Source organism: Glycomyces tritici (genome assembly GCF_030403505.1).
On record NZ_JAUEMJ010000016.1, the window covers coordinates 36,680 to 63,017 of the forward strand.

Here is a 26,338-nt window from a genome sequence, read left to right on the forward strand (position 1 = left end):
GCTGTTGGGCTGTTGGGCTGTTGGGCTGTTGGGCTGTTGGGCTGTTGGGCCGTTGGGCTTCAGGTCTTGGGTTCTTGAACGTCCGCCCTGCGCCACGCCCCGCGTCCTGGGCGTCGCGCCGAGCGCCCGGAACACGCCACGTCCAGCGCCTCGAACGCCGCCGCACTCCGGTGCGGCGGCGTTCGAACAAATTTTCGTCGCACCCCTGTGAGACGGTGTCCTTTTCACTGGTAGTGGTGAAGGTGGGATAGGGCGGGTACCCGGGGCCTCCCGTATCGCCGCAGGACGGTCGACTCCGGCCTCACCCCTCAGACCCGCTCGCGAACCCTGCGGAACTGGCGTCCGGCGAGGTCGATCGCCGTGATCTCGCCATCCTCGTCCCGCGCGAAGAACCCGCGCTGGCCTTGGAGCGGGCCCTCGGTGACGATGTAGTCGTCGCCGTCCTCATGAAGGAATCCCATGTTCGCGGGTTCGCAGTCGGCCGGCATCTCCGGCGAGGCCGCACGCAGTTCGGGCCGGATCCGAGCCGCGAGGCTCAGGCGGTCGCCCTCGTCGACGACGCTCACGACCATCATGTCGACCTCGTAGTCCCCGACGATCCCGGCGGCCCGCTCCCGGTCGAACGGGACCGGCTCGGGATCGCGGTCGACCAGCCCGAGGTAGTGCTCCAGCGCCCACCGGATGACCGCCAGGTTGCAGGGCGTGCCGCCCGGTTCGGCGTTGGTGACGACGGCGATCGCGAAGTCGTGCTCGGGCACGGCGAGGAAGTCCGCGAACTGGCCGACGGACGAGCCGCCGTGGGCGAACGTGGCCACGCCGTCGATCTCGCGCAGGAACCAGCAGATGCCGAACCCGTCGCCGAGCGAGCTGCCGCGCAACTCCACGGTCTGCCGCCGCATCGCCTGCAGCGCTTCGCGGGAGACGATCCGCTCGCCCGACTCGGTGCGGCCGTCCCCGAGGTGGAACCGGGCCCAGCGGACGAGGTCGCGCGCGGTGGAGGCGCCGCCCCCGCCCGGATTCTGGGCGCGGTGGACCTTCCAGGTGGGGGGCGACCGTGGTGCCGTCCTCGGTGACGCTGTGGCCGAGCGAGAACTTGCGGGTCATGGCCTCGGCCGCGAAGAAGGTGGAGTTCTCGAGCCCGAGCGGCTCGAACAGGAGGGCGGCGATCGCCCGCTCGTAAGTCATGCCGGTGACGACTTCGATGACGCGCCCGAGGAGGTTGAACGCTGCCTGGCTGTATGACGCCCGTTCGCCGGGCTCGGCGATGATCGTCAGCTCGTCCAAGTGGTCCACATAGGTCTTGAGGGCGTCGTCGCCGTCGCCGGTGTCCCGGAGCATCCAGGTGTCCAGGCCCGCAGTGTGGTTGAGCAGGTGGCCGACGGTGATCGTCGCGGCCGACCGCTCGTCGGCGAGCCGCAGGTCGGGGAGGTAGCGGCGCACCGGCGCGTCGAAGTCGACCTTGCCCTGCTCGGCGAGGATCACGAGCGCGGTCGCCGTGAAGCTCTTGCTGGTCGAGCCGAGGGTGAAGATCGTGTCCTCGTCGACCGGGAGAGGGTTCGCGACGCTGGTGACGCCGTGGGACGCGTAGATCTCGCGGCCCTGGTGCCAGATGCCGACGGCGATGCCGGGCACCGCGTACTCGGTGGCGGACTTGGCGACGATCTGCTGCAGTTCGTTGGCGCTCATGGTGGTTCCCCTCTCGGATGCCCCGGCGTTTCCCGGAGGCGGTGTCGAGAAGAACCATCGCCTCGGGCGCTGACGCGCCGCTGACACGCGGCTGACGACCCTGTCCTGAGCGACCCTGCAACAGCTGTCTTCGCAGGTCAATGTCTTGCCGGTCGAAGATGTCGTACCCCGCTTCTACAGTTGTGGAGGCAACTGAATAGCGCGCGCAACGCCCAGCGGCGGGGCGCGAGAACCGATTGGACGAAGCGATGGCAGCGAAACCATCAGACAGTTCACGGAACCAGGCGAGCCTCGAGGTGATCACCCGGGCATTGCCGTTCACGACCATTCCCGACGAGCCACTGCGAGCGCATTTCGCCAGGTGGCTTCTCGATTCACTGGCCACCGCGGACCGGCTCGGACCGTTCCCGAGCGTCGAACCCGAAACCCGCCCACCGGCGGCGGGTCCGGAACCCGCAGCGCCGAATATGAAACCCGAGATCGACACCCGGCCACCTCCGCTCTCCACACCCTCCAGGGCCGCGGTCGAAACCGTGCGCGAGGGCGCTCCGCCTGACGATCCGCCGAGGTACAAGCCACTGCCGCTCGAGTGGCAGGGCCCGCCCGCGCCGCCCAGGCCGCAGTTCGTACGCCAACGCGACGGCACGATCTGGGTGACGAAGCCGATCCTGCGCTCACGCGGCTGGACCGACTCCGCAGTCCGCGACTTCCTGCCCCAACCCGAAGGGCTGAAACCGAACCCGCGGTTCGCCGCCACCGGCGCCCCGATGCCGGTCTGGCGACCCGCGACCGTGGCGGCCGTCGAACGGACGCCGGAGTGGCAGGCCTGGCTGGAACGGTCGCTGCGGCGAAGGAAGACCACGCTCGAAGCGCTGGCCGAGACCGAGGACGAGGACTTCCGCGCTCGAGTGGAAGCGGCCCGCATGGCCATCGAGTCGGAAGGAGGAGTGCCGCACGAGGCGGCCGAGGGCCGCTGACTCCTCCCAGGAGCAGCGAAAGACGAGAGCGAGGTCGGCGGCGGGTACTCGCCGTGCGGCCGGAGGCAGCGGCCGTGGTCTTGCAAGGTCGTCGACCTCGACCTGAGTTCTCGGCCTCTGCCGACGATACGACCATAGACCGGTTTCGACCATGCCAGGCTCGCTGAAACGCCGGTGACGCGGTCGTTGATCTCCTAGGTTGGAAGGCGGCCAAAAGGGTCCGTGCTGATGCGGACCATGGGCGCAGTCGGGGAAGGAGACGGTCATGACCGATTTCGCATTCGCGGGGAAGGCTTTCGACATCCGCTTGGACAACGGGGTGATCTTCCACAACACCTATGCGGCGGAGGGCAACAGACTGGTCTACGAACAGATCGACGGCGCGGTGGAAGGCGCTTCAGAGGAGGTGGAGCTGTACGTCGCCGAGGTCGGGTCGCGGATGTACCTGGTCGGCTGGAACGAGGTCTCGGGGGCGACCGTGGCGCACGTGATGGATTTCAAGACGAAGAAGGTCACCGCGTTCCGGTCACTCGACGTGGGCGGCGGCAGAGTCGGCGAGGTGTACTCCGGGACCTTCGAGGAGGTGAAATAGGGAAGGGGAGAAGATCGATATCGGTCGCAATGCAATCGCGATACGGCGACAGCGGTGGTAAGTCAGACTGATCGATGGTTAGGATCGGTCGCCGCAACGCCGCAACGCCGCAACGCCGCAACGCCGCAACGCCGCAACGCCGCAACGCCGCAACGCCGCAACGCCGCAACGCCGGCTCGCGGCTCAGGCCAGCTTGAAACCCGCGGCGGTCGCCAGCTCGCCCGCGATCTCAACCGCTTGGTCCGCCGTGATGAGCGCTCCGCGCAAGCTCATGAGCCCGTTGATCCCCGACAGTTCCGCTCGCCGAAAGTCGCAGCCCTTGGCGTTCGAGACCCGCGAGAAGTCCGCGCCCGGGAAGGCGCAGTCGATGAACACGGCCTTGGAGAGGTCCCCGAGGAAGGTCGCGTTCATGAACCGGCACCGCTCGAACACCACCGGTCCCTTCGCGGTACCGATCGAGATGCCCGCGAAGTCGGCCCGGCAGTCGGCGACATAGACGTCCTGAGCCAGCGCGAACTGCGCCTGCCAGCCCACCAGCTGGCTGTCGGTGATCTCCAGCCGCCGCGCGGTCGCCCGCTCCCAGCGGGCGTTGGCCAGCATCGAGCGTTCGACGGTGACGTCCACGATCTCGAAGGGCGACAGCACCGTCCCCGAGAAGTCGACGCTGCGCAGCAGCGACTGGTCCAGGCTGCCGTCGCCCTGTCCGTCGGTCCATTCCAGGCCGTCGAAGAGGCGCTCGCTGAGTTCGAAGTCCGGTTCGGGCTCCTCGTCGAAGGGCCGCAACCGCTCGGCTTCCCACAGCGGCCTGCGCATGGAAAGCTTGTCGTCGATCTTCCTGAACTTCACCGAGCCTCCAAGGTCATCGTGACCTCGGCAGGCTACGCGAGCCCGCCGACATTTCCGCGAGCCCGACCGAGCGATTAGTGGCCTTCGTCGCTCCGATGCTTGCACGGCGCGCTGCACGTCGAATCTTCACGCAGGTCACGGCTTTTCGAGCTGCCGGACTCGAGCCTAGGTCGGTGGTCCAGTAGCGTCCTGACGGCTTCGATGGACTGCGGGTTCGTGGGGTATGTGCGGCGCGTCTCGCGTCTCGGCCTCGCAAAGTAATTGAACGTGTTCAATACGGCAGGTAGGCTTGGCGGGGAAGGGAGAACCCCATGAAGATCGTCATTCCCGGCGGGACCGGCAGTGTCGGTGCCGTCCTCGAACGCGGACTCCTCGCCGCAGGCCACCGCCTCATCGTGCTCACCCGCAGCCCCTCCCGCCCGCACCACGTCCATTGGGACGGCCGCGCACTCGGGCCGTGGACCGAGGCCGTCGACGGCGCCGACGTCGTGATCAACCTGGCCGGACGCAGCGTCAGCTGCCGCTACACCCGCGAGAACCTCGCCGCGATGATGGACTCCCGCGTCGACTCGACCCGCGTCATCGGCGAGGCCATCGCCGCCGCCGACCGGCCGCCGGCCGTGTGGCTCCAGATGAGCACCGCCACGATCTACGCCCACACCTTCGACCGCGCGAACGACGAGGCCACCGGCCTCATCGGCGGCGCTGAACCCGATGTGCCCGCCTACTGGGCCAAGAGCATCGACATCGCCAAGGCTTGGGAACGCACGCTCGACGAGGCCGAGACGCCCCGCACCCGCAAGGTCGCGATGCGCTCGGCGATGGTGATGAGCACCGACCGCGGCGCTGTCTTCGACGTGCTCTCCCGCATGACCCTGCTCGGCCTCGGCGGGGCCGTCGCGGGCGGCCGCCAGTTCGTGTCGTGGATTCACGAAGCGGACTTCACTCGTGCCGTGCAGTTCCTCATCGACCACGACGACCTCACCGGTCCGGTGAACCTCGCCGCCCCGCATCCCTTGCGGCAGAAGGACCTCATGCGGGCCCTTCGCAGGGCCTGGGGCGGGCACTTCGGCATCCCGGCGACGAAGTGGATGGCCGAGATCGGCGCGTTCGCGCTCCGCAGCGACACCGAGCTGCTGCTCAAGAGCCGCCGCGTCATCCCCGGCCGCCTCGAGGACGCCGGGTTCGAGTTCGCCTACCCCGCATGGGAGGCCGCGGCTGACGACCTCGCGCGGCGCACGGCGGCCGACCGGAAGTGGCCGCTTTTGCGCAGGCCCGGGCTCAAGGCGGTCCGGGCCCTGACCGGCAGCTGAGCCGGTGTCAGGCGGTGCCCCGGTGCGCTTCCGCGAAGGCCGCCACGGCCATCGCGGCGACCACCACTGCGGCGATCCCGCACACCGCCCCGAAGGACACCGCGTTCGCCAGCACCGAGCCGAGCCCGGCCGCCACGAGGTACACGGCCCACACCCCGGCCTGCAGCCGGGCCGTCCGCAGCCCGCTCCGCCCGCCGGAGAGGTTGACGGACAATGCGATGAGCGTGCCGGTCAGCACCGTGGTGTTGACGCCCGAGAGCCCGATCCGGACCGCGTGGACGCTCTGCACCCCCATCGCGAACGCCGCCAGAGCGATCGCGAGCTCGAAACCCCCGCTGAGTCCCGCCAGGGCGAGCATCACGACTTCGACGACCAGGAGGAGCGGCACGCCGAAGCTGGTGAGCACGTGGCGGCGCGTCGCCAGTGAGGCGAGCACCGTGCCCAGCGAGAACCCCGCGAGCGACCACAAGGGGCCGATGGGGGAGAGGCCGTCCTCGCGTCCGGTCAGCTCGCCGGAGACGGCGACGGCGAGCAGTACGGCGTTGCCGGTCTGGTTCGCGACGAACTGCTGACTCAGGCTGAGGAACCCGGCGCCGTCGACGGCACCGGCGATCGCGGTGAGGACGAGCGCGGTCCAGGTGTGCGCGTACGTGGGTGCGGCCGGTCTCATCGGACGCCGTCGTTTCGTTGCGGCCGTGCGGGTGCGGACGGTTCGAAGCGGTGCCACATGCGGCCCAGGCTAACGCCGGCGCGGGTGCCGCCACGGCCGACCCGCCGGACGGTCCGGCACGGTCCTCGTGCCGTTCCAGGCACCCCTGACTTTCGGCAGGGGCGGTTCCGGAAGTTCGGCCGATGGCAGCGGCTCCGCGTTTCCATAGGCTTTACGCATGCACTTGTTCGAACCGAAACCCGACCTGCGGCTCCGGTCGTCGACCCGCCCTACTCGCCCGCTCGCCTCCGGGCCGCGGCGATCAGCGCCACCGCGCCGACTGCGACCAGCACGGCCGCCGTGATGATGAACGCCCGCATGTCGCCGCCGGTGGCCGCCAGGTTGCCGTCGCCGCCGGAACCGTGCGCGCCGTCGGAACCGTTCGAGCCGTCGGGGCCACTGCTGCCGGTGCCGGTGGTGGTGTCGCCGGACGGCAAGGTGGTGACGTCGCCGGTGGTCGGGGCATCGGTGCTGCCGTTGGCGGTGGGGTCCACATCGTCGTCGCAGGTCAGCTCTGCCTGGAACGGGAAGTGGTGGATCTCGCCGCCGTTCTCGCCGACCTCGCCGAGGCTCGCGTTCCTGGCGATGATCTGGCCTTCGACGTTGGTGGGGCTGATGTCGGAGTAATCGGCGTAGGGGGCGAGGATCGAGCCCTCGACGGAGTCGCCCGAGGCGATGCGCAGCCGCGCGGTCTCGTTGAAGTTCCACAGGATGTAAGGCGCTTGCGGGCCGCTGATGCCGGCTTGGGTCGCGACCTTCCAGTCGAATTCGTCGCCGGTGGAGGAGGTGTCGACGTTGATCAGGAGCGGGGTGTAGGTGCTCGGCCGGTCGAGGAAGACGAGGTCCGCCATGGCGTTCAGATCCTCGCCCGTCACGCTGAGGATGTTGGTGACGCCCTTCTTGAGGGCGATCCGGATCTGCTGGTTCTGCTGCACCTGGCCCTTGGGCACGGTCGCGCCCTGATCGTCCTTCATCACGACCTCGTGCGCGTCGCACGCGTACAGGTCGGCCGCGTTCGCCCGGAGCTCGGTGAAGGCCGCCTCGAAGTCGATCGGGGAGGTCGGGCCCACTGATGAGATCGGCTGCTGCATGTTCAGCTGGATCCTGGGCGTCGAGTCGTAGCCTGTACCGGCCGCGACCACATGGGTGTTCACCGAGGCGTTGTTGGCGTCTTCGTTCAGCACCCGGGCGCCGTTCAGGTCGCCGACCTTCACGTAGTCGTGAACCTGGACCACCGAGGTCGCCGGGTCCTGTGCGAAGTCGATCCGGCCGCCTACGACGAGGGCGCTCGGTTCGGTGTCTCCCGGTGCGGTGAAGGAGCTCGCGTCGTGGATGTTGACGTTGTACGACCCCGCGATGACGAGGTTGCCGCCCGTCGCGATCCCGCCCTCGGACTCGGTCGAGGCGAGCACCGTCTCGTTCTCGACGAACGCGTTGTAGCCGAGGGCCCTCGCGAGCGGATCGACGGAGACTGGCGCCGCTTGCGCTGTCGGAACCGTGGCGGCCGTGGCCAGTGCCGCCACGGCGACGATGCCGGCGGCGCCGAGAACGGCCATGCGCTGTGCTCGGACTCGGTGCGTGGTCTTCGGCGGCGTGTACATGCTGCTCCCCCTGGAGTGGACGATGGTCGACTGCGGCGGGGGGAATGCGCGCCTGAGCCTAGCAAGTCAGACGCGGATCAAGTGGGGTGAAACGCGTGTATCAGGCGAATCCGCGGGAGGTTCCGGGCCCCTTGCGCGGGCCGCGGCGCAGGGTCCGAACCTTGCCACTGCACGCCGCTTGTTAGAGGATTGGCCTTGTGGGGCAACCGAATCCGGTCCTCACATGACCAAGGAGGACCCCCATGGAGCATTCCTACGGACGCCACGAGCGCGGACTCAAGACCCTGCAGCACCTCTCAGGCGAAGCCGAACCCACGGTCGTGACCTCGCTGGCCGACATCGCCCCGGACCTGGGCCGGTTCATCGCCGAGTTCGCGTACGGCGACGTCCTCACCCGTCCCGAACTCGACTTGCGCGACCGCGAGCTCGTCACCATCGGTGCGCTCGCGGCGCTGGGCAACGCCGCCCCGCAGCTGCGCTTCCACATCAACGGCGCCCTCAACGCCGGCTGCACTCGGGTCGAAGTGATCGAGGCGCTCATCCAGATCGCCGTCTATGCGGGGTTCCCGGCCGCCATCAACGCGGTCGAGGCCGCGAGGGAGGTCTTCGCCTCCCGCGACGCCGCGAACTCGCCGAACTGAGCCTTGCAGCAGGCTCGCCGGGCCGGGGCGCTTGAGATTCATTCTTATAAAGCCGAGGGGCGCATCGCGATCGCGATGCGCCCCTCGGCTGTCGTACCCCGCTGGGAGTATTGATTTGGAAGTTCCCGGCCTCGGCGAAGCTTGCGAGCCGAAACTCAATGCGGGGTCCGATTTGAAGGCTAGCGCCCCCAATGTCTTAGAGATACTGCCCGATCTGCTGCTGCGGGATCGGGGACTCCGTCCGCGTCGGGTCCGTGCCGCCGCGCCGCGCGTACAGCTCGGCGAGGGTCATCGGCTCGCGCACCGCGTCGCCGCCGAGCCAGTCGCTCGACTCCAGCGCCGAAAGCGCCCCGACCTCGATCTGCGCCAGGCACCGCCCGGGCCGCACCACGGCCGGATGCAGCCGGTCGAGCCGCTCGTTCGTCGTGATCGCGACCATGATCTCGCGCCCCTGCCCGAGCAGGCCGTCCGTCAGGTTCAGCAGCCGCGCCAGCGACTGCCCCGACGCCTCCTTCGCCTCACCGCGGATGAGCTCGTCGCAGTCCTCCAGGACCATCAACCGCCAGTGCCCGCGCCGCGGCTCGTCCGGATTCAGGTCCGCGTCCAGCACCAGGTCCATCTCCGACCCGATGATGACCTCCATCAGGTAGGACGGGTCCGCGAAGAACGCCTCCGGGTCCAGCACCGTGTCCACCTGGCACCACGGCGCCCACTCGCGCGCCAAAGCCCGCAGCGCCGTCGTCTTGCCGGTCCCGGGCGGGCCGTGGAACAGCACCAGCCGCCCCGCCACGTCCGAAGCCCGCGTCGCCATCAGCTTCCCCAGCGCCGAACCGGCGCTCGAGGAGTAGTTCCGCTCGATCTCGGGCCAGCGCGGCGCGCTGATCGACCGCGTGGACCGGAACGGTCCCCGCGCCGACCGGTACCAGAAGCCCATGTCGACCTTGTCCTCGCCGACCTCCTCGACCGAGCCGGTCCGGTCGGTCAGGTAGGCGGCGATCTCCTCGGCGCGCTCGCGCGTCACCGCCGTCACGACCGCCTGGCCCGAACCGTCCCGCCACCGCTGCGTCCGCAGGGTCCAGCCGTCACCGGTGACCAGTTGCAGAAAAGAGGCCCCGGAAATCGACCGTACGAGTGAACCGCCCTCAGGTATGAGGTCCACGTCGTCGGCGACCATGTCGAGCGCCCGCACCACCGCGTGCGGCTGCGCCCCGGAAACGTACGCGTCCAGAGCCATGAGGTTCAGCACGTTCGACGGATCGTCCGAGCCGTCGAGCGTGAAGTGCATGTTGCCGAGCACGCCGCCGCTCCCCTGAAGCAGGTTCATGATCTCACCGCGTCTTTCGATGATTCCCATCGCGATCCACCATAGAAAACTACGGCGACGCTGCCGCCGCCGTGACTGCCATCGCACGGCATAGCCTGCCGCACTCCGTGACCGTGCCTTTTTTGACTGTGTCCTGCAACCATGACACGGCTGCACGCGCCCGCGGGGCGCGCCGTGGAGTTGCAGGAGACGACTGGGCCCCACCCGGTGGGGCGTGAGCTGGAACAATCAGCCATGCTGGGTTACGTGACCGCATCGACCGAGACCAGCCAAAACACCGCCGCTACCATACCTGGCGGCGGCGCGGGGTCCCGAAGCGGGCAGCAGGCGCGGCACCGGCGCGGACTGCGCGCGCTGGCGGTCGCCGCGGCAGTGCTCGCGGGACTCGCCGTCGCCGTGATCGCGCTCGACCTCGGCGGGGCCGTGGACGTCGCGGAGCTGCCCGGCCTGTCGACCGCCGACCCCACCGTCACCTGGGCCGCCGGCCTTCTCAAGTACGGGTACGACCTCGCGATGCTCGCCGCGGTCGGCTGCATGATCGCCGCCGCGTGCTTCCTGCCCGGGCGCCAGGGCGACCGCGCCCGGCTCACCGGCCAGTCCTGGCGGTGGCTGCGCGTCGGCGCCGCCGCCTCCGGCATCTGGGCGGCCGTCGCGCTGGTGAGCCTGCCGGTCGACTTCGCGAACTCGTTCGCCCGCCCGCTCGGCGGGGTCACCGCCTTGGGCCTGTGGTCGTACGTGGGCCAGTACGAGCAGGGGCAGGCGCTCGGCCTGACCGCGCTCCTCGCGACCGCCGCGGCCGTGGTCGCGGCGCGGGCGTTCACGATCCCCGGCGCGGTGTGCGCGGCCGCCCTCGCGCTCGCGGCGGCGCTCCCGCCGGTGTTCACCGGGCACTCGGCGTCGAACGGCAACCACCAGATCGCCGTCGACGGCCTCCTCATCCACGTGGTCGCCGCCGCGTTCTGGGCGGGCGGCCTGTTCGCGCTGTTCATCGCCCGCCGCGACCCCCTCGTCGCCGCCCGCCGCTACTCCGCCGCCGCCGTGTTCGCCTACGCGGCGATCGGCTTCTCGGGTCTGATCGTGTTCTGCGCCAACGTGAACCTCACAGACCTGTGGACGTCCCCGTACGGGCGCATCGCGCTCGCGAAGCTCGTGGTCCTCGCGATCGGCGGGGTCTTCGGCTGGGCGCACCGGCGCGCCACCCTGCCGCGCATCGCCGAGGGGGACCGCAGCGCGTTCACGCGCCTGGCCGCGGTCGAGCTGGGGCTCATGGCCGCCGCGTTCGGCCTCGCCTCGTCCCTGTCGGTGACGCCGCCGCCGTCGGAGGAGCTGCCGGACCCGAACACGGCCCTGCTCGGCTTCCCCACGCCCGGCCCGCTCTCGTTCTCGTCGATCGTCCTCGACTGGTACCCGTCCGTGCTGTTCTGCACGGCCGGTCTGGCACTCGTGGGCGCGTACGTCGCGGGCGTCGTGCGCCTGCGCCGCCGCGGCGACGCCTGGCCCTGGTACCGCACGGCCCTGTGGATCGCCGGGTGGGCCGTCGTCGTCATCACCACCTCCTCGGGGCTCAGCAAGTACGGGATGGTGCTGTTCAGCGCGCACATGGTGCAGCACATGGCGTTGAACATGCTCGCGCCGATCCTGCTCGTGCTGGCCGCTCCGGTGACGCTCGCGCTGCGGGCCCTCAGGCCCGACCGCGCCGGCGGGCCGCGCGAATGGCTGCTCGCGGCGATCCACTCACGCTGGTCGCAGTTCGTGTCGCGCCCGCTCGTGGCCCTGTTCGTCTACCTGACGAGCCTGTACCTCATGTACTTCACGGGCATGTTCGAGTGGGCGATGCGCTCGCACTTCGGGCACCTGTTCATGACCATGCACTTCCTGGCCGCCGGGAGCCTGTTCTTCTGGGTCGTCATCGGCCCGGACCCGAAGCCGCGCCCGCTCTCCTACCCGGCGAAGGTGCTCCTCTACTTCGTGTCGATCGTCTTCCACGCGATCTTCGGGCTCACACTCATGATGGGCACCAACCTGATCGCGGTCGACTGGTACACCCAGATCGCCATCCCGTGGGTGGGCGACCTCCTCGCCGACCAGCGCGCGGGGGGCGGCATCGCGTGGGCGTTCGGGGAGATCCCGAGCCTCATCATCATCGCGGTGCTCATCGCGCAGTGGACGCGCTCGGAGGACCGCGAAGGCCGCCGCCTCGACCGGATGGCCGAGCGCGCCGCCGCCTCGGGCCGCCCCGAGGACGACCCGCACGAGGTCTACAACGCGTACCTGGCCGGCCTCGACCAGGAACGCCGCTGAAGAACAGGACATTCGGCAGGGGTCAAACCGGTCGTTAGACAGATGCGGCCCAGGCGTACCCGAACGTAATGTGGCTCCATGACCGCAGAAAACGTTCGATTCGAGACGCTCGCCGTCCACGCCGCCGAACCCCGGCCCGCACACGGCCGCTCCGTCGTCTTCCCCATCTACCAGGGCACGGTCTACGAGATCGAACCCGGTGGCGGCGTCGACTACATCCGCTACTCCAACACGCCGACCCAGGCCTACCTGCAGGAGAAGCTCGCCGCCCTCGAAGGCGCCGAGGCCGCCGTCGCCACCGCCTCGGGGATGGCCGCGATCAGCACCGCGCTCCGCAGCGTCCTCGCCGCGGGCGACCGCATCATCGTCGCCGGGAACATCTACGGCGGCACCCACGCCCTCCTCGCCGAGGAGTCCCGCCGGTCCGGCTGGGGCGTCGACTTCGTCGACGCCGCCGATCCGGAGGCCTGGGCCGCGGTCCTGACCCCCGAGACGAAGGCGGTCTACGTCGAGTCGATCACCAACCCGCTCGTCAGGGTCGGCGACCTCGTGGGGCTCGCCGCGTTCGCGCGGGAGCACGGCCTGACCTCGATCATCGACAACACGTTCCCGACCCCGATGCTGTTCCGGCCGCACAGCATCGGCTACGACCTGGTGTGCCACTCGGCGACCAAGGGGTTGAACGGGCACTCCGACCTCGTCGCGGGCGTCGTCACCGGCTCGGCCGAGCGGATCGAGCAGGTGCGGCACTTCCTGATGCTGTACGGCGGCAGCATCGACCCGCACGTCGCGTTCCTGCTCTCGCGCGGCCTGAAGACCCTGGCGATCCGGGTCAAGGCGCAGGGGGAGAACGCGCTGGCGCTGGCGCGGTTCCTGGAGGGGCACAGCGCGATCGCCGAGGTGCACTACCCGGGGCTGGAGTCGCACCCCGACCATGCGCGGGCCGCGGCGCTGTTCTCCGGGTTCGGTTCGATGCTGGCGTTCCGGCCGGTCGGGGGCCTGGAGGCGGCGGAGCGGCTGCTGAAGTCGCTGGAGATCCCGTATGCGGCGGCGAGTCTGGGAGGGGTGGAGTCGCTGGTGACGCGCCCGGCGATCAGCAGCCACGCGAAGCTGACCGCCGAGGAGCGGGCCGCAGCGGGCATCGCAGACGACCTCATTCGCTTCTCCACGGGCATCGAGGCGGCCGAGGACCTCATTGCGGACTTCGGGAGGGCGCTGAACGAATAGACAGTGGAAAGCCTGCCCGGCCTGCCCGGCCTGCCCGGACCGCCGGGCAGGCCGTCAGGCGAACGGCGGCCGGATGATCGGGCCGCCCCGGGGCGTCGGCCGGGTGGTGGTCAGGCCCTTCTGCTCCAGTGGGGCATGGGGATCGGGGCGAACCTGATCCTCGTGCCGGGGCGGGCTTGGGCGGCGGCGGCCTGGGCTTCGGGGCCGACGACGCCGATGACGGGGTAGCCGCCCGTGGTCGGGTGGTCGGCGCCGAAGAGGATCGGCTGGCCGTTCGGGGGGACCTGGAGTGCTCCGGCGACGATGCCTTCGCTCGGCAGCTCCGCGGTGTCGATGCGCCGCAGGGCGGGGCCGTCGAGGCGCAGGCCGATCCGGTTGGAGTGCTCCGAGACGGTCCACACCCCGCGGGCGAGCTCTGCGATCGCCTCGGGGCGGAACCACTCGAGGCGGGGGCCCAGGTGCAGCTTCATGACGAGCTCCTCACTCACCCCGGCCCAGGGCGCCGGCCACTGCGTGGGCAGCGGCGGGTGCGCGGGGCTGGGGCCGAGCGGGATCGTGTCGCCGTCGGCCAGGGGCGCTGGGCCGAGACCGGAGAGGAGGCAGGTCGAGTGCGAGCCGAGGCTCGACTTCGGGTGCAGCCCTCCGGAGAACGCCAGGTACGACCGGACGCCGACCTCGGCGGGCCCGGCGTCCAGCACCGAACCGGCCTTGAGCTTCACCGGCTGGCCCCACGCCTCCGGGCGTCCGTCCACAGTGACCGGGCAGGGCGCGCCGCCCACGACCACGGTCACGTTCCGGTGCGCCTTCACGGTGGCGCCGTTCAGGGTCGTCTCGAGCGCGCAAGCCCCGGTGGGGTTGCCCGCCAACTGGTTCGCGAGCCGCCATGAGGGGCGGTCGGCCGCGCCGGAGGGCGGCACCGCGAGGTGGCCCCAGCCGGGGCGACCGGCGTCCTGGCAGGTGGTGAGCACGCCTGCGCGCAGGATCTCGATGTGGCTCATACCCGCACCGCCGCGAATCGCACCTTGGTGCCGGGGACGAGGAGCGCCGCGGGTTCGCGGTGCTCGTTCCACAGCCGGCCCGGGTTCGTCATCGTCGCGATGAGCTGCCACCCGCCGGGGCTCGAGCGCGGGTACACGCCCGTGTAGGGCCCGGCGATGGCCACGGACCCGGCCGGGACCGAGGTCCGCGGGGTCTCGCGGCGCGGCACCTGGTACTCCTCGGGCAGGCCCTCGAGGTACGCGAAGCCGGGGGAGAACCCGCAGAACGCCGCCTCGAACTCGATGCCGGAGTGGATGTCCGCCACCGCTTCGGGGCTCACGCCCCACATCTTCGCCACGGCCTCGAGGTCGCGTCCGTCGTAGCAGACGGGGATCTCGACGGCCTCGCCCGCCGACTCGGGCTCCTCCGTGAGCGGCCAGCCGGGGAGTTCGGCGGCCAGCAGTTCGGGTTCGTCGATGCCGTCGACGAGCACCGTCGTAGCGCCCGGCACCAGGTCGGCGGCCTCCAGGAGCCCTGACATGCGCCGGGCCTGGAGCGAGCGGTAGCAGGCGCGCGCGAGCGCGGTGGTGCCGCAGTCGATCAGGATGCCGCGCGGTCCGGCCGGCAGCGGCCGGAGCCCCCGGCCGGAGGTGGGTGCGGTGGGTCTGGTGCTCACGAGAAAGCCTCCACGTCGATGCCTCGCTCAATCAATGCTGATCTGATCGACGCGGCGACCGCCACCGCGTCGGGACCGTCGCCGTGCACGCAGATCGATTCGGCCGCAACAGGAGTGACAGTACCGTCGATCGCCGTCACGACGCCGTCGGCGGCGAGCGATACGGCCTGCGCCACCGCTTCGGCGGGTCCGAGGAGTGCTCCCGGGAGCCCGCGCGGCACGAGGTGCCCATCGGGAAGGTACCCGCGATCGGCGAATGCCTCACCTATGACGCGGAGTCCGGCTTCGGCGGCGAGGAGGTCGAGCGTGCTCCCGCGCTGCGTGAGCAGCACGCCCACGCCCGCGATCGTCGCGCCCTCGATGACGGCGGCGGCCTGCACCGGGTCGCGCCCGGCACGGTGGTACAGCGCCCCATGGGGTTTCACATACGCCACGTCGGCGCCGGCGGCCTGGGCGAAGACCCGGAGCGCACCGATCTGGTAGGCGACTTCGGCGGCCAGCTCCTCCGGGGGGAGGTCGATCTCGCGCCGTCCGAACCCGGCGAGGTCCCGGTAGGAGACCTGGGCGCCGATGCGCACGCCTCCGGCGGCGGCGAGGGCGGTGACGCGGCGCAGTGTCAAGGGGTCCCCGGCGTGGAATCCGCACGCCACATTCGCGCTCGTGACGATGTGCAGCAGCGCGTCATCGTCCGTGAGCACCCAGCGACCGAAACCCTCCCCCAGGTCCGCGTTGAGGTCCATGACTAAACGGTACCGGAGTGCGCGGGATTCGGGCGCTTCGGGAACGGGGGGAGAAACCCCACCCTCACCCCACCCGTCCGGGTGAGTCGGGGACTGGCGCCGCGCTCGAACGGGCGCAGCGGCGGCCGTGTGTCTGGAGCGGTCCAGTGGGGCCTGAGTTCAGCGTCGAATGCGCACCAATATGGACAGAGTCGACATCGTGACTCTCGGTAAACAGAGTTACCAAAGGCCCTGGTAGACAGTGATATTCGGGGGACCCGAAAGTGGCGCCCCCGGTCTATGCTGATACTCACATTTGAGTCCACTGAGACCCTCGGAGGCGGCATGTTCGGTGAGGACGCCATCGCCCAGCAACTGGCGGAAGCCCGCTCGAAACTGGACGTCGTCAGGCAGACGCAGCAGGACCACCAGGTCCCCCCGGTCACCGCCGAGGCGGCCGACGGGCGCATCAAATTGACCCTAGGCGCGAACGGCCGCGTCGAGCGCTTCGAGTTCACGGAGGTGCGGGTCCTCAAGGAAGGCACCGAGTTCCTCGAAGAAGAGCTCCGCAACGTCGTCAACGCGGCCCTCGACGCCCGCGCCGAGTCCCTCGGCCACGACACCGCCGCGCCCGACCTCGAAGCCATCGGCGAGGCCGTCGCCAAGATCCAGGACCAGGGCATCGCCCAGATGCGGGCCATGAGCACCCAGATCAGCGCCGTGATGAAGAAACTGCAGGGAGGGGCCTGACATGGTGGTGCAACTCGACCTCGACTCGATCCGGGAGGGCGCGGAAGCGCTCGACGCCGCCACCGAGGCGGTCCAAGGCCTCTTCGACGAGTTCAAATCCGCCGTCGAAGGGCTCACCGACTCCTTCGGCGGGGACATGATCGGCTCGCTCCTGGACCTCGCGCACCAGGTGTGCATGGAGGCCCTCATGGAGTGCATCGAGACGAACATCGAAGACCTCCTCGACTACGCCGTCAACCTCCGCGAGATGGCCGACAACCACGAGACCGCCGACAGCGAGGCCGCGCGCATCTTCCGCGAGCTCCTCGCCGAACTCGGCCTCTGACGACCCCCGCCCGGCCGCCGCCACCGGCCGCGCCCTCCCATCACCCTTCGCGTTCCTCCCCTTACGAAGGAGACCCAAAGTGGGTATGTCACTGCCCTCCGAACTCACGAGCCTGCTCTCCATGCTCGGCTACGACTGGCCCGAATCGGACGAGACGAAGCTGTTCGACCTCGGCGACACCTGGACCAGACTGTCCGACCAGATCACCGGCGCGATCGACCAGCTCGAGGACGCCGCCCGCACCGTCACCGACAACAACATCAGCAAGGACATCGAGGCCTTCCGCTCCGAGTGGGAGGACGGCGAGTCCGCGGTGCGCAACATCGCCGACATCGGCGAGCCCTCGAACATCATCAGCATCGGCCTCATGATCGCCGCCGGCGTCGTGCTCGCGCTGAAGCTCCAGATGATCGTCCAGCTCGTCACCCTCGCCATTCAGATCGCACAGGCCATCGCCACCGCCGTGGTCACCTTCGGCGCCTCGCTCCTGGAGATCCCGATCTTCAAGATGATCACCTCGATGCTCATCGACCAGCTGCTCAACATGGCGATCGAGGCGGTGCTCAATGGCTAGGGCACGCACCCGGGCCGCCCGCAAGACGGTCTCCAAGGGCGCCAAGATCATCTCGGCGATCATCGACAACCCGCGCTTCTTCCGCGCGGGCAAGGGCCGCGGCGTCAAACCCAAGGTCGTCACCATCAAGTTCGACTCGAAGATGAGCAAGAAGGACTTCCGCACGAAGGCCGACTCCCTCCGCCGCCTCAGCCGCGAGGGCCAGCTCCGCAAGACCCCCGTGAAACGCGATCCGCAGATCACCCGCAACTACCGCGGCGCGACCATCCGCAAGCTCGCCGGCCAGCACCGGGGCAACCGCGCCGAGCAGCGGCGCATCGCCCAGAAGTTCAGCGGGCGCACCTCGGCCAGCCGAGCCGGCGACGGACTCGACCCCGACCACGTGCACGAATTGCAGCTGGGCGGGCGCGACCACGCTGATAACCTCCGCTGGATGGACGCCTACACGAACCGCACGATCGGCTCCCAGATAGCCGGGCAGCTCAGGGGCGTCCCCGACGGCACACCCGTCATCATCAGAGTCATCGGGTACTGAAAGGACAGTCCGGGATGGAACTCGCCGAGAAGGTCGCGCTCGTCCGCCCCCGCATGGGGGAGCTCGAGCGCAACGGCTGGGCCCACGAGCTCGGCGAACCCGCGGAGGTCGAAGGCCTGCCGCCCGCGCTCGCGGACCTGTACCGGGTCTTCGACGGCCTGAGCACCCGCATGGGCCTCATCGACCTCTTCGCGGCCGACGACGTCCTGGCCGAACTCGACAAGCGGGGGACGGGGGATCTGCACGACCCCGTCCCGCAGCTCCTCCAGTTCGGCAACGTCTGCTACAGCTTCGCGCTCTGCACCGACATCGCCTCCGGCGCAGTGCACCTGGTCGACGCGGACGCCCTCGTCGAAGCGGTCGAGCAGGGCGTGTCCCTCTCGACCGCACCGCTCGCGCCGAGTCCGGTCGCGTTCGCCGACGCGTTCCTGTTCGGCTCGCGCTACCGGGAGCTGATCGAGCTCGCGGGCGGTTACCAGACCACTGAGGACGAGGAGGAGGACGAGTGGCGCCTCCTCATCGAGGAGCTCGGCTTCGCCTGACCCCGGTACCCGTCCCCCGCCCCCGTCTCCCGCCACCGAAAGACCCCTGACCTGAGGAGGACCGCATGCCCGCGGCAGCGAAGTACCAAGCACTGTGGACCGAAGACGAACTGATCCCGTACCCGCGCGAGGCGTGGCTGGCCGACGGCTTCCCCGCCGCCGCCCTCCCCGAGGGCGACGAGGTCCCCCTGGACGTCGAGGTCGTCTACACCGCCTTCCTCCCCGGCAGCCCCGGCCTGTACGACACGGTCAGCCTCGGCACCGAGGACGGCAAGGTCGACGTGCGCCTCGTCGTGATCGGCGCGGTGGAGGACGACAAGAACCTCCTGTACGTGCTCGACCCCGCCAGCGGCGAGATCCTCCAGCTGGACCAGGCGAACCCGCGCGATGTCCAGGCCGTGAACTCCAACTACCGTTGCTTCGTCGAGTTCCTCTACCACTTCCAGCAGTTCGTGAACGCCGACGAGGGCAAGGAGGGCCGCGCCGCCCGCGCCGCCTCCCTCCGCGAGATCCTGATCCGCCTGGACCCCAACGCCTTCGCGGCAGGGGCCTGGTGGCCGCTGGTCTTCGACCAGCTCACCGCCTGATCTCGCAGCGACCGACGAAGACCGAATGCCGGACGGGCCGACCGCAAGGAGGGCCGCGCCGCCCGCGCCGCCTCCCTTCGCGAGATCCTGATCCGCCTGGACCCCAACGCCTTCGCGGCAGGGGCCTGGTGGCCGCTGGTCTTCGACCAGCTCACCGCCTGATCTCGCAGCGACCGACGAAGACCGAATGCCGGACGGGCCGACCGCAAGGAGGGCCGCGCCGCCCGCGCCGCCTCCCTTCGCGAGATCCTGATCCGCCTGGACCCCAACGCCTTCGCGGCAGGGGCCTGGTGGCCGCTGGTCTTCGACCAGCTCACCGCCTGATCTCGCAGCGACCGACGAAGACCGAATGCCGGACGGGCCGACCGCAAGGTCGGCCCGTCCGCTCGTCCGGGCCGGTCTGCGAAAGCTGTGATCGGTAGGCCGTTGCGACGCGCGATGCTGGCGAAGCCCCCGCTCACCGTGGCAGGGGACGCGCCCCCGCAATGCGGGTCGCGCCGTCACCGGCCGCCCGCACGGCGGCGGAACACGAGGAGGTCCGCGATGAGCACAATGGACCCAGCGGCCGTGCGGCGCGCGAAGCGGCGGCAGCGGGCAGGGGATCGGCGCTTCCTCGCCTGGGCGGTCGTCGTCGCAACGGTCATGACCGGGTGCGCCGTCTTGCTCGGCCTCGCCATCGGGGCGACCGCAGACATGTTGCGGCACTCGATCATCGACAGCGTCTTCGACGACCGGCTGCCGTTCCCGACGTTCTGGGGCGGCGGCACGCTCGGGTACCTCTGGACCCTCGGCACGGCCGGTACCCTCTTCGGCTCCATTGCGGCGTCGTGGCTGCTCGACACCTACCGGAGCGGGGAGCGGCAGCCACGGATCCTGGCGGCCCTGGCGGTCTGCGCGGTCGCCGCCGCCGTCGTGGCGGACGCGCCGACCTGGCTGGAACCGCTCGAAGTCGGGATCAGGCTGGATCCGGTGTTCCATGAGGACACTGCCTGGAGCGTCTTCGGATGGATCGCCTACTACGCGGATGTCTGGCTGCCCGGGATCGCCGTGGTCATCGCCGGTCTCGTCGTGGCCCATTCGATCAGCCACTACCGCAGCCTGCGGCGCCAGATCGCCGACCGCTCCCGCCTGCTCATGGAGGGCCGCCGCACCGCGGGCGCGGTCACCGGGGTGGAGCTGCGCACCGCGACGAACGACCAGGGGCAGCGATCGATCGTCGGCGCCGAGGTCACGGTGCGGTTCACCGACACCCACGGCGTCGAACGGTGGGTGACCCGCTTCATCCGAGGCCGGTCCGGAGTACCGACCACGGCTTTCTCGGAGGTGCTGTTCGATCCGCGGCGGCCGGGTGACGACCACCTGATCTTCGTCGCGTTCCATCCCGACCCGGCCCCGCCGGAGTGGATCGGCGCGGATCTCTGAACCACTGCGGCGCAGGGGATCACGACGTCCAGTTTCGCGGGCGGGCGATCTCCATCGTCTCGGGCGCTGCACCGTGCAGGTCCCGGTAGGCGGCCACGATTTCGTCCTTCACGTCTTCCCCGGCTTGGAGGCGGACCAGGAACGGCACCAGCCAGTGCAGCTCTGCCGCATCGAATTCCATGTTGAAGGAGGGATTCAGCTCGCCCCGCGTCTCGTCGATCAGGATCGAGAGGCGAACCAGCCCGCCCGCGTTCACCACATGCGGGCCGATCGAGAACGCGGTGATCGAGTCCGCACCGTCCGGGTACAACGCCACTTCGACAGGGTGCGGGTAGTGCCCGGAGGGCGTGCGGGCGAGCACGAGAAAGCGCAGGGGATCAGGAGCCCGTTTCTTGTTCTTGGCCATTCGCCCATCACATCACGCCGGGCCGACAGCCCTGTCCGGGCAGCTCGCGAGACGCATAGACCACCAGGCAAGAGAAAGCGGGCCGTACAGAGCTGCGCTCCGCCGGCCCGTCGACTCACGGCCTCTTCCACCCGCACCGCCGATACGGGCGCTGTCGCCGCGATCTTCGCGGAACTCTCCACCTACTGCGGATGCGGCGTCACCGGCCCGCCGGGCAGCGGCCGACCCGGTTCGGGATCGCCGGGCTCGGGGTAGGGCCGCATCGGGTCGGGCTGGTTCGGGTCCGGGTACGGCCGCGTCGGATCACCGGGCTCCGGATACGGCCGCATGGGGTCGGGCATGTTCGGATCTGGGATCGGCTGGGCAGGGTCGGGCCTGTTCGGCTCGCCCGGCACGGGGCGGTCCGGCACTGGATTGTCCTGATCGCCCGCGATCTGCGGCTCGTCCCCGCCGATCTCCTGCTGAAGCGGAGTGCCCCGGCGCTCCTCCTCAGGGGTCAGGCCGAAGTGCTCGCCCCGGTAGTCCTCCGCGTCCCCGCCACCGTCGCGGGTGCGGTCGCCGTCGTGAGCCGTGTGTCGTTCAGACATGTCTCCCCCTCTGCTTCGAATCGAAGGGGTACCCGGTTCGGCGACCGGTCATACCGGAACGAAGCGCGCCGTCCTGCGAAGGTCTCCTGCCGTGTTCACCTGGCTCGGCAGGCCCCGAGCGGGCAGATCGACCCTCTGCGCGCGGTACCGGGCCGCCACCGCGTCGCGCCATGCCGGCCACGGCTCGAGGGAGTCCGACGAGGCGGCGTTCATCCACGGCACGGTGATCGACGCCGACGGCGGACGCACCGGCGTGGCAGTCCTGCCCGCCTGACCGTTCAGGAGGGCGGCCAGAGCGCCGGCCCGCAGGTCAGCGCTTCGAGCCCAGCTGGATGAGGGCGACGTTCCACCACGACTCGCGGTCCTCGAGCGCCGCCGGGTCGATGGCGTTCATCGTGGCGCGCAAGGCCTTCGCTCGCTTGGCGCGGCCCAGGCCGCCCGTGTCCGCGTCGATGAAGAGCGCGAAGTGGTACAGGAACTCGGCGAACGCCTTGAACGTCGAGTTCACCAGCTCCAGCGTCCCGTCCCCGACGCCCAGGAGCAGGACCTGCCCGTTGTCGGTGTCGAGGCAGAACAGCATGTCGTCCCGCTCCTCGGGGACCGCGCCGATCACGGCCAGCGCGAGCGTCCCGTCAGGGCCCATCTCCAGGTTGATCAGGCTGTACAGGTCGAACTGCGCGCCTTCGAGGTACGCGGTGAAGACCGCGGACATGTCGAGCGGCAGGAAGTCCACCGCCGGGTAGGTCGCTGCGGGCGCGGCGAACTCCTCCATCCAGTGCCGCCGCGGGTACGGGATGGTGTTGTCAGGCTCCCAGGCCTTCAGAAAAGCGTCGCTGTCGGTCACGGTGCTTCCTCACAGGGGATCGGGGCGCTCGCCGGGATGAGGTGATTTCGAGCGGGTAAGCGTACCAAGGGTCGGTGTCCCACCACGGCTCGTCGCCGGTCGCTGCGGGCGCACCGCGCTTCGGGGAGGACGCCGCGGTCAGAAGAGCCCAGCGACGGCGGCGACGACGAACAGGACCAGGATCACGAGGACGCCGATCGCGATGTACAGGAAGATATGCGGATTGATCGCGATCAGGATCAGCGCCAGCACCACCGCGACGGCGGCCGAGACGCCGACGATCTTCCACTTCTGCGAGCCCGCGTCCGCACTGTCGCGCAACTGCTGATTGACCTTCGACAACGGCTGCGCGGGCATGACCGCGGTCGGCTCCAGCCCGGCCTCCGCGAACCCAGGGGGCGGCAGCTGCTGCAGGTCAGACAACAGGATGTCCAGCTCGGAATAGACCTTCGCCTGCATGGCGGCGTCCACGCGCTCCTGGTACTCGAGCACGTCGAGGCGGCCCTCCTCGACCGCCTCCCGCAGCCGCTCCATCACGACCTGCCGGTCGGACTCTGACGCACGCATCTGATCGCGGTCCATTCGGCGACACCTCCATAGTCGGATGCTCCTCAAGGATGCCAGCACCCCGCAACCCACGCCAGGGAAACCTCCCCGCCGCGCTCCTCGCCCCCATCCTCCCGCACGACTCGCCGGCTCCACCGCGGCAGACCCTTCCCCGATCGCCCGGAAGCTGCGACGATGGGACCGTGAGCGAACGGGAGCAACTGATCGTCGGCGTCGGCGCCGGCACCGAGACCACCGACATGGTGCTCAACATCGGCCCGCAGCACCCGTCCACCCACGGCGTGCTGCGACTGCGGCTGCGCGTCGACGGCGAACGCGTCACCGAATGCGAACCGATCATCGGGTACATGCACCGCGGCGCCGAGAAACTCTACGAAGTGCGCGACTTCCGCCAGATCATGCTCCTCGCCAACCGCCACGACTGGCTCTCCGCGTTCTCCTCCGAACTCGGCGTCGCCCTCGCCGCCGAACGCCTCGCCGGCATCGAAGTCCCCGAACGCGCCACCTGGCTGCGCATGGCCCTCGCCGAGATGAACCGAGTGCTCAACCACCTCATGTTCCTCGGCTCGTACCCGCTCGAAATCGGCGCGATCACCCCGATGTTCTACGCCTTCACCGAACGCGAACGCCTCCAGGAGGTCTTCGAGGAGGCCAGCGGCGGACGCATCCACTACATGTACAACTGCGTCGGCGGCCTCAAAGCCGACGTCCCCTCAGGCTGGGAGGGACGCGCGCACCGCGCCCTCGACGAGGTCGAGCACGGCATGGTCCGGCTCGACAAGCTCCTGCGTCACAACGAGATCTTCGCGGCCCGCACCAAAGGCGTCGGCGTGCTCGACCCCGCCGCGGCCGCCGCCTACGGCGTGACCGGCCCGGTCGCGCGCGCCAGCGGCCTCGACTTCGACCTGCGCCGCGACGAGCCGTACCTGGCGTACGACCAGCTCGACGTCCCGGTCGTGCTGCGCACCGAGGGCGACTGCTACGCGCGCTTCATCTGCCTGCTCGACCAGGTCGCCGTCTCGATCTCACTTGCGCGCCAATGCCTTGAGCAGGCGTCGCTCACCGGCGGGCCGGTGCACTCGAAGCAGCCGAAGATCTTCAAGCCGCCCGCGGGCGAGACGTACGTGTGGACCGAGAACCCCTTGGGCGCCAACGGGTACTACCTGGTGAGCCGGGGCGAGAAGACGCCTTGGCGGCTGAAGCTGCGCACCGCGTCCTACGCGAACGTGCAGGCGCTGGCGACGCTGATGACCGGCTGCCTGATCCCGGACATGATCGCGATCCTCGGCTCGATGTTCTTCGTGGTCGGCGACATCGACAAGTGAGCGGGCAGGGCCGAGCAGCGGTGGGGCTCAGGTGCAGCCGCCGGTGGTCTCGTGGACGCGCATGGGCTGGGCGTCGACCTGCTCGGTCCAGCTGGTGAGGGTCTCGCCGCCGGGGCAGTCGATCGAGCCGTAGTCCCAGGCGTCGGTCGCTTCGGCCGGGGGCTCGGGCGTGAACGACCCGAGGGGCGCCTCCAGTGGCCTGCAGCCGCTGATCGCTTGCACTGCCACGGGTTCGGCCCAGCGGTCGCCCGGGGGGTCGGCGGCGGGCGCGTTGACGCGCACGCCGATGAAATCCTGGGTCGTGCCCGACCACGAGGCGCCGTCGGGATCACTGGTCAAGGAGCGCAGGGCGAACCGTGCCGCCAGCGCCTCCACGTGCTCGACCGTGGCGCCCGAGACCTGGAGGGTCCGTTCGAGCGACAGGCCCTGGCGCACCGGCGTCACGTCGCACGCCTCCCAGGTCAGCGGGCCCACCGCGAGGACCGCCGCGCCGGTGAAGACCGCCGCCGCCTCGCCGACCGCGGCGTCGAGCAGCTCGCGGGCTCCGGCCGCGTCGACCTGCTCGCGCACGGTCGCGCGCGAGCCCGCGAAGGCGACCGCGACGAGCAGCACCGCCCACACGACGACCGCGATGCGCAGGCGGCGCCGCCACCGCTCCGAGAGGTTCGAGAACACGGGACAAGTCTGCCCTACGCCTTCGGTGAGATGCCGATCACAATCTGCGATCCGATGTCACACTCTTGAACCATGTCCCGTCCTCCTCGCATGAACCGACCGGAAGCGCACCCCACCGAGGCACCCGCCGAGGCGCCTCCCGCGAGCCGCGCGCTCGCGCAGTTCGAAGCACTCCGCCCGCGCCTCTTCGGCGTCGCCTACGGCCTCCTCGGCTCGGTCGCCGAAGCCGAAGACGTCGTCCAGGACGCCTGGATCCGCCTCCAGCGCACCGAGATCGAGGAGATCGAAGACCTCACCGGCTGGCTCGTCACCACCACCTCCCGCCTGGCCCTCGACGTGCTCCGCGCGGCCCGCACCCGCCGTGAGGCCTACGTGGGGCCCTGGCTCCCCGAACCGGTCGAGACCGCGCCGGACCCGGCCGATTCGGTGAGCCTCGCCGATTCGATGTCCTGGGCGATGCTCGTGGTCCTGGAGACCCTGAGCCCGGCCGAGCGCGCCGCGTTCGTCCTCCACGACGTCTTCGGCCTCACCTTCGAGGAAGTCGGCGCGGCCCTGGGCCGCAGCCCCGCGGCCTGCCGCAAACTCGCCAGCCGCGCCCGCGAGCACGTCGAGGAGCGCAAGCCCCGCTTCGACGTCGACCCCGAGGCGCACCGCGCGGTCGTCGACGCCTTCTCGCAGGCCACCCGCTCCGGCGACCTCGACGGACTGCTCGGTCTCCTCGACCCGGACGCGGTCCTCACCACCGACGGCGGCGGCCTCGTCAGGGCCGCCCGCAACCCGGTCCGCGGCGCCGACAAGGTCGCCCGCTTCCTCGTCGGCGTCACGCACAAGTACGCCGACCGCGCCCACCGCCCGATCGTCATCAACGGCAGCCCCGCCCTCATCACAGTGTCCGGCGGCATCGTCGACGGCGTCATCGCCCTCGGCATCGAGCACGGCCGCATCGTCACCGTCGACTACCTCCGCAACCCGCAGAAGTTCGCCGGCCTGCGCACCACACAGGCCGAACAGTAGGAAGGAAACACCATGGAACCCCGACTCGCCTTCACCGAGACCGAGTTCGCCAAGCAGTACTACAAGCACATGCTCGCCAACGAGAAGCTCTTCCACACCGGCCCGGTCCCGTTCGCCACCATGGAACTGCTCAAGCTCCGGGTCAGCCAGATCAACGGATGCGGCTTCTGTGTGGACATGCACTACAAGGACGCCGTGCACGCCGGCGAGGACCCCGAGCGGCTCAACCTGGTCACCGTCTGGCGCGAAGCCCCCGCCTTCACCGAGCCCGAGCGCGCCGCGCTCGCCCTGGCCGAGGAGTCGGCCCGCCTCGCGGACAACCCGCACGGCGTGACCGACGAGACCTGGGAGCAGGTGCGCAAGCACTACGACGACGAGCAGATTGCCGCCCTGGTCGCCATGTGCGCCCAGATCAACGCCTGGAACCGCATCAACGTCGCCCTCCGGACCCCGGCGGGCTTCTACGACCCGGCCACCAAGACGGCCCGCTACAAGGACATGAACGGCTAACGCCGCGGCCGGGGGGGGGGGGGGGGGGGGGGGGGGCGCCCCGGGGTCGCCCGCGGCCCCCCCCGCCCCCGGGGGCGGGGCCGCC

The 26,338-nt window shown here is 70.1% G+C and carries 29 protein-coding genes and 2 pseudogenes; 17 read left to right on the forward strand and 14 right to left on the reverse strand.

Annotation, left to right across the window (positions count from 1 at the left end):
- Positions 1-308: 308 nt before the first annotated feature.
- Positions 309-980: pseudogene (locus tag QWI33_RS28715) on the reverse strand (serine hydrolase domain-containing protein); the annotation flags it as partial.
- A 124-nt stretch (positions 981-1,104) separates the two neighbouring features.
- Positions 1,105-1,686 (reverse strand): annotated as a pseudogene (locus QWI33_RS29545) (serine hydrolase domain-containing protein); the annotation flags it as partial.
- A 653-nt stretch (positions 1,687-2,339) separates the two neighbouring features.
- Between QWI33_RS29545 and QWI33_RS28720 the strand changes: the two are divergent.
- Entirely contained in the window at positions 2,340-2,663 is a 324-nt protein-coding gene (locus tag QWI33_RS28720; protein ID WP_289958712.1) for a hypothetical protein, read from the forward strand.
- 265 nt (positions 2,664-2,928) lie between these two features.
- Positions 2,929-3,255: a MoaF-related domain-containing protein gene (locus QWI33_RS28725; RefSeq protein ID WP_289958711.1), complete on the forward strand. Its 327-nt coding sequence runs from the start codon at positions 2,929-2,931 to the stop codon at positions 3,253-3,255.
- Between the two features lie 183 nt (positions 3,256-3,438).
- On the opposite strand, the gene QWI33_RS28730 is transcribed toward QWI33_RS28725, so the two are convergent.
- Positions 3,439-4,101 (reverse strand): pentapeptide repeat-containing protein, encoded by a 663-nt coding sequence (locus QWI33_RS28730; protein WP_289960067.1) that lies wholly within the window; start codon positions 4,099-4,101, stop codon positions 3,439-3,441.
- 311 nt (positions 4,102-4,412) lie between these two features.
- Here QWI33_RS28730 and QWI33_RS28735 point away from each other — a divergent pair, with 311 nt between their 5' ends.
- Complete coding sequence (locus tag QWI33_RS28735) at positions 4,413-5,414, forward strand: TIGR01777 family oxidoreductase (protein WP_289960068.1); 1,002 nt, start codon at positions 4,413-4,415, stop codon at positions 5,412-5,414.
- Between the two features lie 7 nt (positions 5,415-5,421).
- Here QWI33_RS28735 and QWI33_RS28740 read toward each other — a convergent pair whose 3' ends face one another.
- A complete protein-coding gene (locus QWI33_RS28740; RefSeq protein ID WP_289960069.1) occupies positions 5,422-6,084 on the reverse strand; it encodes a DUF1275 family protein in 663 nt (220 codons plus the stop codon).
- A gap of 269 nt (positions 6,085-6,353) precedes the next feature.
- Entirely contained in the window at positions 6,354-7,679 is a 1,326-nt protein-coding gene (locus QWI33_RS28745; protein ID WP_289960070.1) for a choice-of-anchor A family protein, read from the reverse strand.
- Positions 7,680-7,966: 287 nt separating this feature from the next.
- Here QWI33_RS28745 and QWI33_RS28750 point away from each other — a divergent pair, with 287 nt between their 5' ends.
- Positions 7,967-8,365 (forward strand): carboxymuconolactone decarboxylase family protein, encoded by a 399-nt coding sequence (locus tag QWI33_RS28750; RefSeq protein ID WP_289960071.1) that lies wholly within the window; start codon positions 7,967-7,969, stop codon positions 8,363-8,365.
- 196 nt (positions 8,366-8,561) lie between these two features.
- On the opposite strand, the gene QWI33_RS28755 is transcribed toward QWI33_RS28750, so the two are convergent.
- Positions 8,562-9,719, reverse strand: coding sequence for a DUF5925 domain-containing protein (locus QWI33_RS28755; RefSeq protein WP_289960072.1), 1,158 nt, complete (start codon positions 9,717-9,719; stop codon positions 8,562-8,564).
- 216 nt (positions 9,720-9,935) lie between these two features.
- Here QWI33_RS28755 and QWI33_RS28760 point away from each other — a divergent pair, with 216 nt between their 5' ends.
- Positions 9,936-11,990, forward strand: coding sequence for a bifunctional copper resistance protein CopD/cytochrome c oxidase assembly protein (locus QWI33_RS28760; protein ID WP_289960073.1), 2,055 nt, complete (start codon positions 9,936-9,938; stop codon positions 11,988-11,990).
- 78 nt (positions 11,991-12,068) lie between these two features.
- Positions 12,069-13,217, forward strand: a complete 1,149-nt coding sequence (locus QWI33_RS28765) for a trans-sulfuration enzyme family protein (protein WP_289960074.1) — start codon at positions 12,069-12,071, stop codon at positions 13,215-13,217.
- 110 nt (positions 13,218-13,327) lie between these two features.
- On the opposite strand, the gene QWI33_RS28770 is transcribed toward QWI33_RS28765, so the two are convergent.
- The 3 genes from QWI33_RS28770 to QWI33_RS28780 are packed head-to-tail and all read right to left on the reverse strand — an operon-like array spanning position 13,328 to position 15,611.
- Entirely contained in the window at positions 13,328-14,215 is an 888-nt protein-coding gene (locus QWI33_RS28770; RefSeq protein WP_289960075.1) for a 5-oxoprolinase subunit C family protein, read from the reverse strand.
- The gene (locus QWI33_RS28775) at positions 14,212-14,871 is read right to left on the reverse strand and encodes a 5-oxoprolinase subunit B family protein (protein WP_289960076.1); all 660 of its coding nucleotides are present in this window, start codon (positions 14,869-14,871) and stop codon (positions 14,212-14,214) included. The genes QWI33_RS28770 and QWI33_RS28775 overlap by 4 nt, the downstream gene beginning before the upstream one ends.
- Positions 14,868-15,611 carry a LamB/YcsF family protein gene (locus tag QWI33_RS28780; RefSeq protein WP_289960077.1) on the reverse strand — a complete coding sequence of 248 codons (744 nt, stop codon included), beginning with the start codon at positions 15,609-15,611 and terminating at the stop codon, positions 14,868-14,870. Before QWI33_RS28780 ends, QWI33_RS28775 begins: the two co-directional genes overlap by 4 nt.
- A gap of 324 nt (positions 15,612-15,935) precedes the next feature.
- On the opposite strand from QWI33_RS28780, the gene QWI33_RS28785 reads away from it, so the two are divergent.
- The 7 genes from QWI33_RS28785 (at position 15,936) to QWI33_RS28815 (ending at position 20,325) form a co-directional block, all read left to right on the forward strand.
- The gene (locus tag QWI33_RS28785; protein ID WP_289960078.1) at positions 15,936-16,340 is read left to right on the forward strand and encodes a hypothetical protein; all 405 of its coding nucleotides are present in this window, start codon (positions 15,936-15,938) and stop codon (positions 16,338-16,340) included.
- A 1-nt stretch (position 16,341) separates the two neighbouring features.
- Complete coding sequence (locus QWI33_RS28790; protein WP_289960079.1) at positions 16,342-16,665, forward strand: WXG100 family type VII secretion target; 324 nt, start codon at positions 16,342-16,344, stop codon at positions 16,663-16,665.
- Positions 16,666-16,744: 79 nt separating this feature from the next.
- The gene (locus QWI33_RS28795) at positions 16,745-17,239 is read left to right on the forward strand and encodes a WXG100-like domain-containing protein (protein ID WP_435367611.1); all 495 of its coding nucleotides are present in this window, start codon (positions 16,745-16,747) and stop codon (positions 17,237-17,239) included.
- Positions 17,232-17,774 carry a hypothetical protein gene (locus QWI33_RS28800; protein ID WP_289960081.1) on the forward strand — a complete coding sequence of 181 codons (543 nt, stop codon included), beginning with the start codon at positions 17,232-17,234 and terminating at the stop codon, positions 17,772-17,774. The genes QWI33_RS28795 and QWI33_RS28800 overlap by 8 nt, the downstream gene beginning before the upstream one ends.
- 14 nt (positions 17,775-17,788) lie before the next feature.
- Entirely contained in the window at positions 17,789-18,316 is a 528-nt protein-coding gene (locus QWI33_RS28805; protein ID WP_289960082.1) for a hypothetical protein, read from the forward strand.
- A gap of 65 nt (positions 18,317-18,381) precedes the next feature.
- A complete protein-coding gene (locus tag QWI33_RS28810; RefSeq protein ID WP_289960083.1) occupies positions 18,382-18,903 on the forward strand; it encodes an SUKH-4 family immunity protein in 522 nt (173 codons plus the stop codon).
- A 543-nt stretch (positions 18,904-19,446) separates the two neighbouring features.
- Entirely contained in the window at positions 19,447-20,325 is an 879-nt protein-coding gene (locus QWI33_RS28815) for a hypothetical protein (RefSeq protein WP_289959782.1), read from the forward strand.
- Positions 20,326-20,344: 19 nt separating this feature from the next.
- On the opposite strand, the gene QWI33_RS28820 is transcribed toward QWI33_RS28815, so the two are convergent.
- Complete coding sequence (locus tag QWI33_RS28820; RefSeq protein ID WP_289959781.1) at positions 20,345-20,731, reverse strand: hypothetical protein; 387 nt, start codon at positions 20,729-20,731, stop codon at positions 20,345-20,347.
- 182 nt (positions 20,732-20,913) lie between these two features.
- Complete coding sequence (locus QWI33_RS28825) at positions 20,914-21,318, reverse strand: hypothetical protein (RefSeq protein ID WP_289959780.1); 405 nt, start codon at positions 21,316-21,318, stop codon at positions 20,914-20,916.
- A gap of 91 nt (positions 21,319-21,409) precedes the next feature.
- Here QWI33_RS28825 and QWI33_RS28830 point away from each other — a divergent pair, with 91 nt between their 5' ends.
- Complete coding sequence (locus QWI33_RS28830) at positions 21,410-21,592, forward strand: hypothetical protein (protein WP_289959779.1); 183 nt, start codon at positions 21,410-21,412, stop codon at positions 21,590-21,592.
- A 36-nt stretch (positions 21,593-21,628) separates the two neighbouring features.
- On the opposite strand, the gene QWI33_RS28835 is transcribed toward QWI33_RS28830, so the two are convergent.
- Positions 21,629-22,162, reverse strand: a complete 534-nt coding sequence (locus QWI33_RS28835; protein WP_289959778.1) for an SUKH-4 family immunity protein — start codon at positions 22,160-22,162, stop codon at positions 21,629-21,631.
- A 138-nt stretch (positions 22,163-22,300) separates the two neighbouring features.
- Positions 22,301-22,744, reverse strand: coding sequence for a DUF1707 SHOCT-like domain-containing protein (locus QWI33_RS28840; RefSeq protein WP_289959777.1), 444 nt, complete (start codon positions 22,742-22,744; stop codon positions 22,301-22,303).
- Positions 22,745-22,968: 224 nt separating this feature from the next.
- On the opposite strand from QWI33_RS28840, the gene QWI33_RS28845 reads away from it, so the two are divergent.
- Complete coding sequence (locus QWI33_RS28845; RefSeq protein WP_353895562.1) at positions 22,969-24,054, forward strand: NADH-quinone oxidoreductase subunit D; 1,086 nt, start codon at positions 22,969-22,971, stop codon at positions 24,052-24,054.
- Between the two features lie 27 nt (positions 24,055-24,081).
- Here QWI33_RS28845 and QWI33_RS28850 read toward each other — a convergent pair whose 3' ends face one another.
- Positions 24,082-24,729: a hypothetical protein gene (locus QWI33_RS28850; protein WP_289959775.1), complete on the reverse strand. Its 648-nt coding sequence runs from the start codon at positions 24,727-24,729 to the stop codon at positions 24,082-24,084.
- 90 nt (positions 24,730-24,819) lie between these two features.
- Between QWI33_RS28850 and sigJ the strand changes: the two genes are divergently transcribed.
- On the forward strand, positions 24,820-25,743 hold the full coding sequence (gene sigJ, locus QWI33_RS28855; protein WP_289959774.1) for an RNA polymerase sigma factor SigJ: 924 nt from the start codon (positions 24,820-24,822) through the stop codon (positions 25,741-25,743).
- A gap of 69 nt (positions 25,744-25,812) precedes the next feature.
- Positions 25,813-26,253 (forward strand): carboxymuconolactone decarboxylase family protein, encoded by a 441-nt coding sequence (locus QWI33_RS28860; RefSeq protein WP_353895561.1) that lies wholly within the window; start codon positions 25,813-25,815, stop codon positions 26,251-26,253.
- Positions 26,254-26,338: the final 85 nt, after the last annotated feature.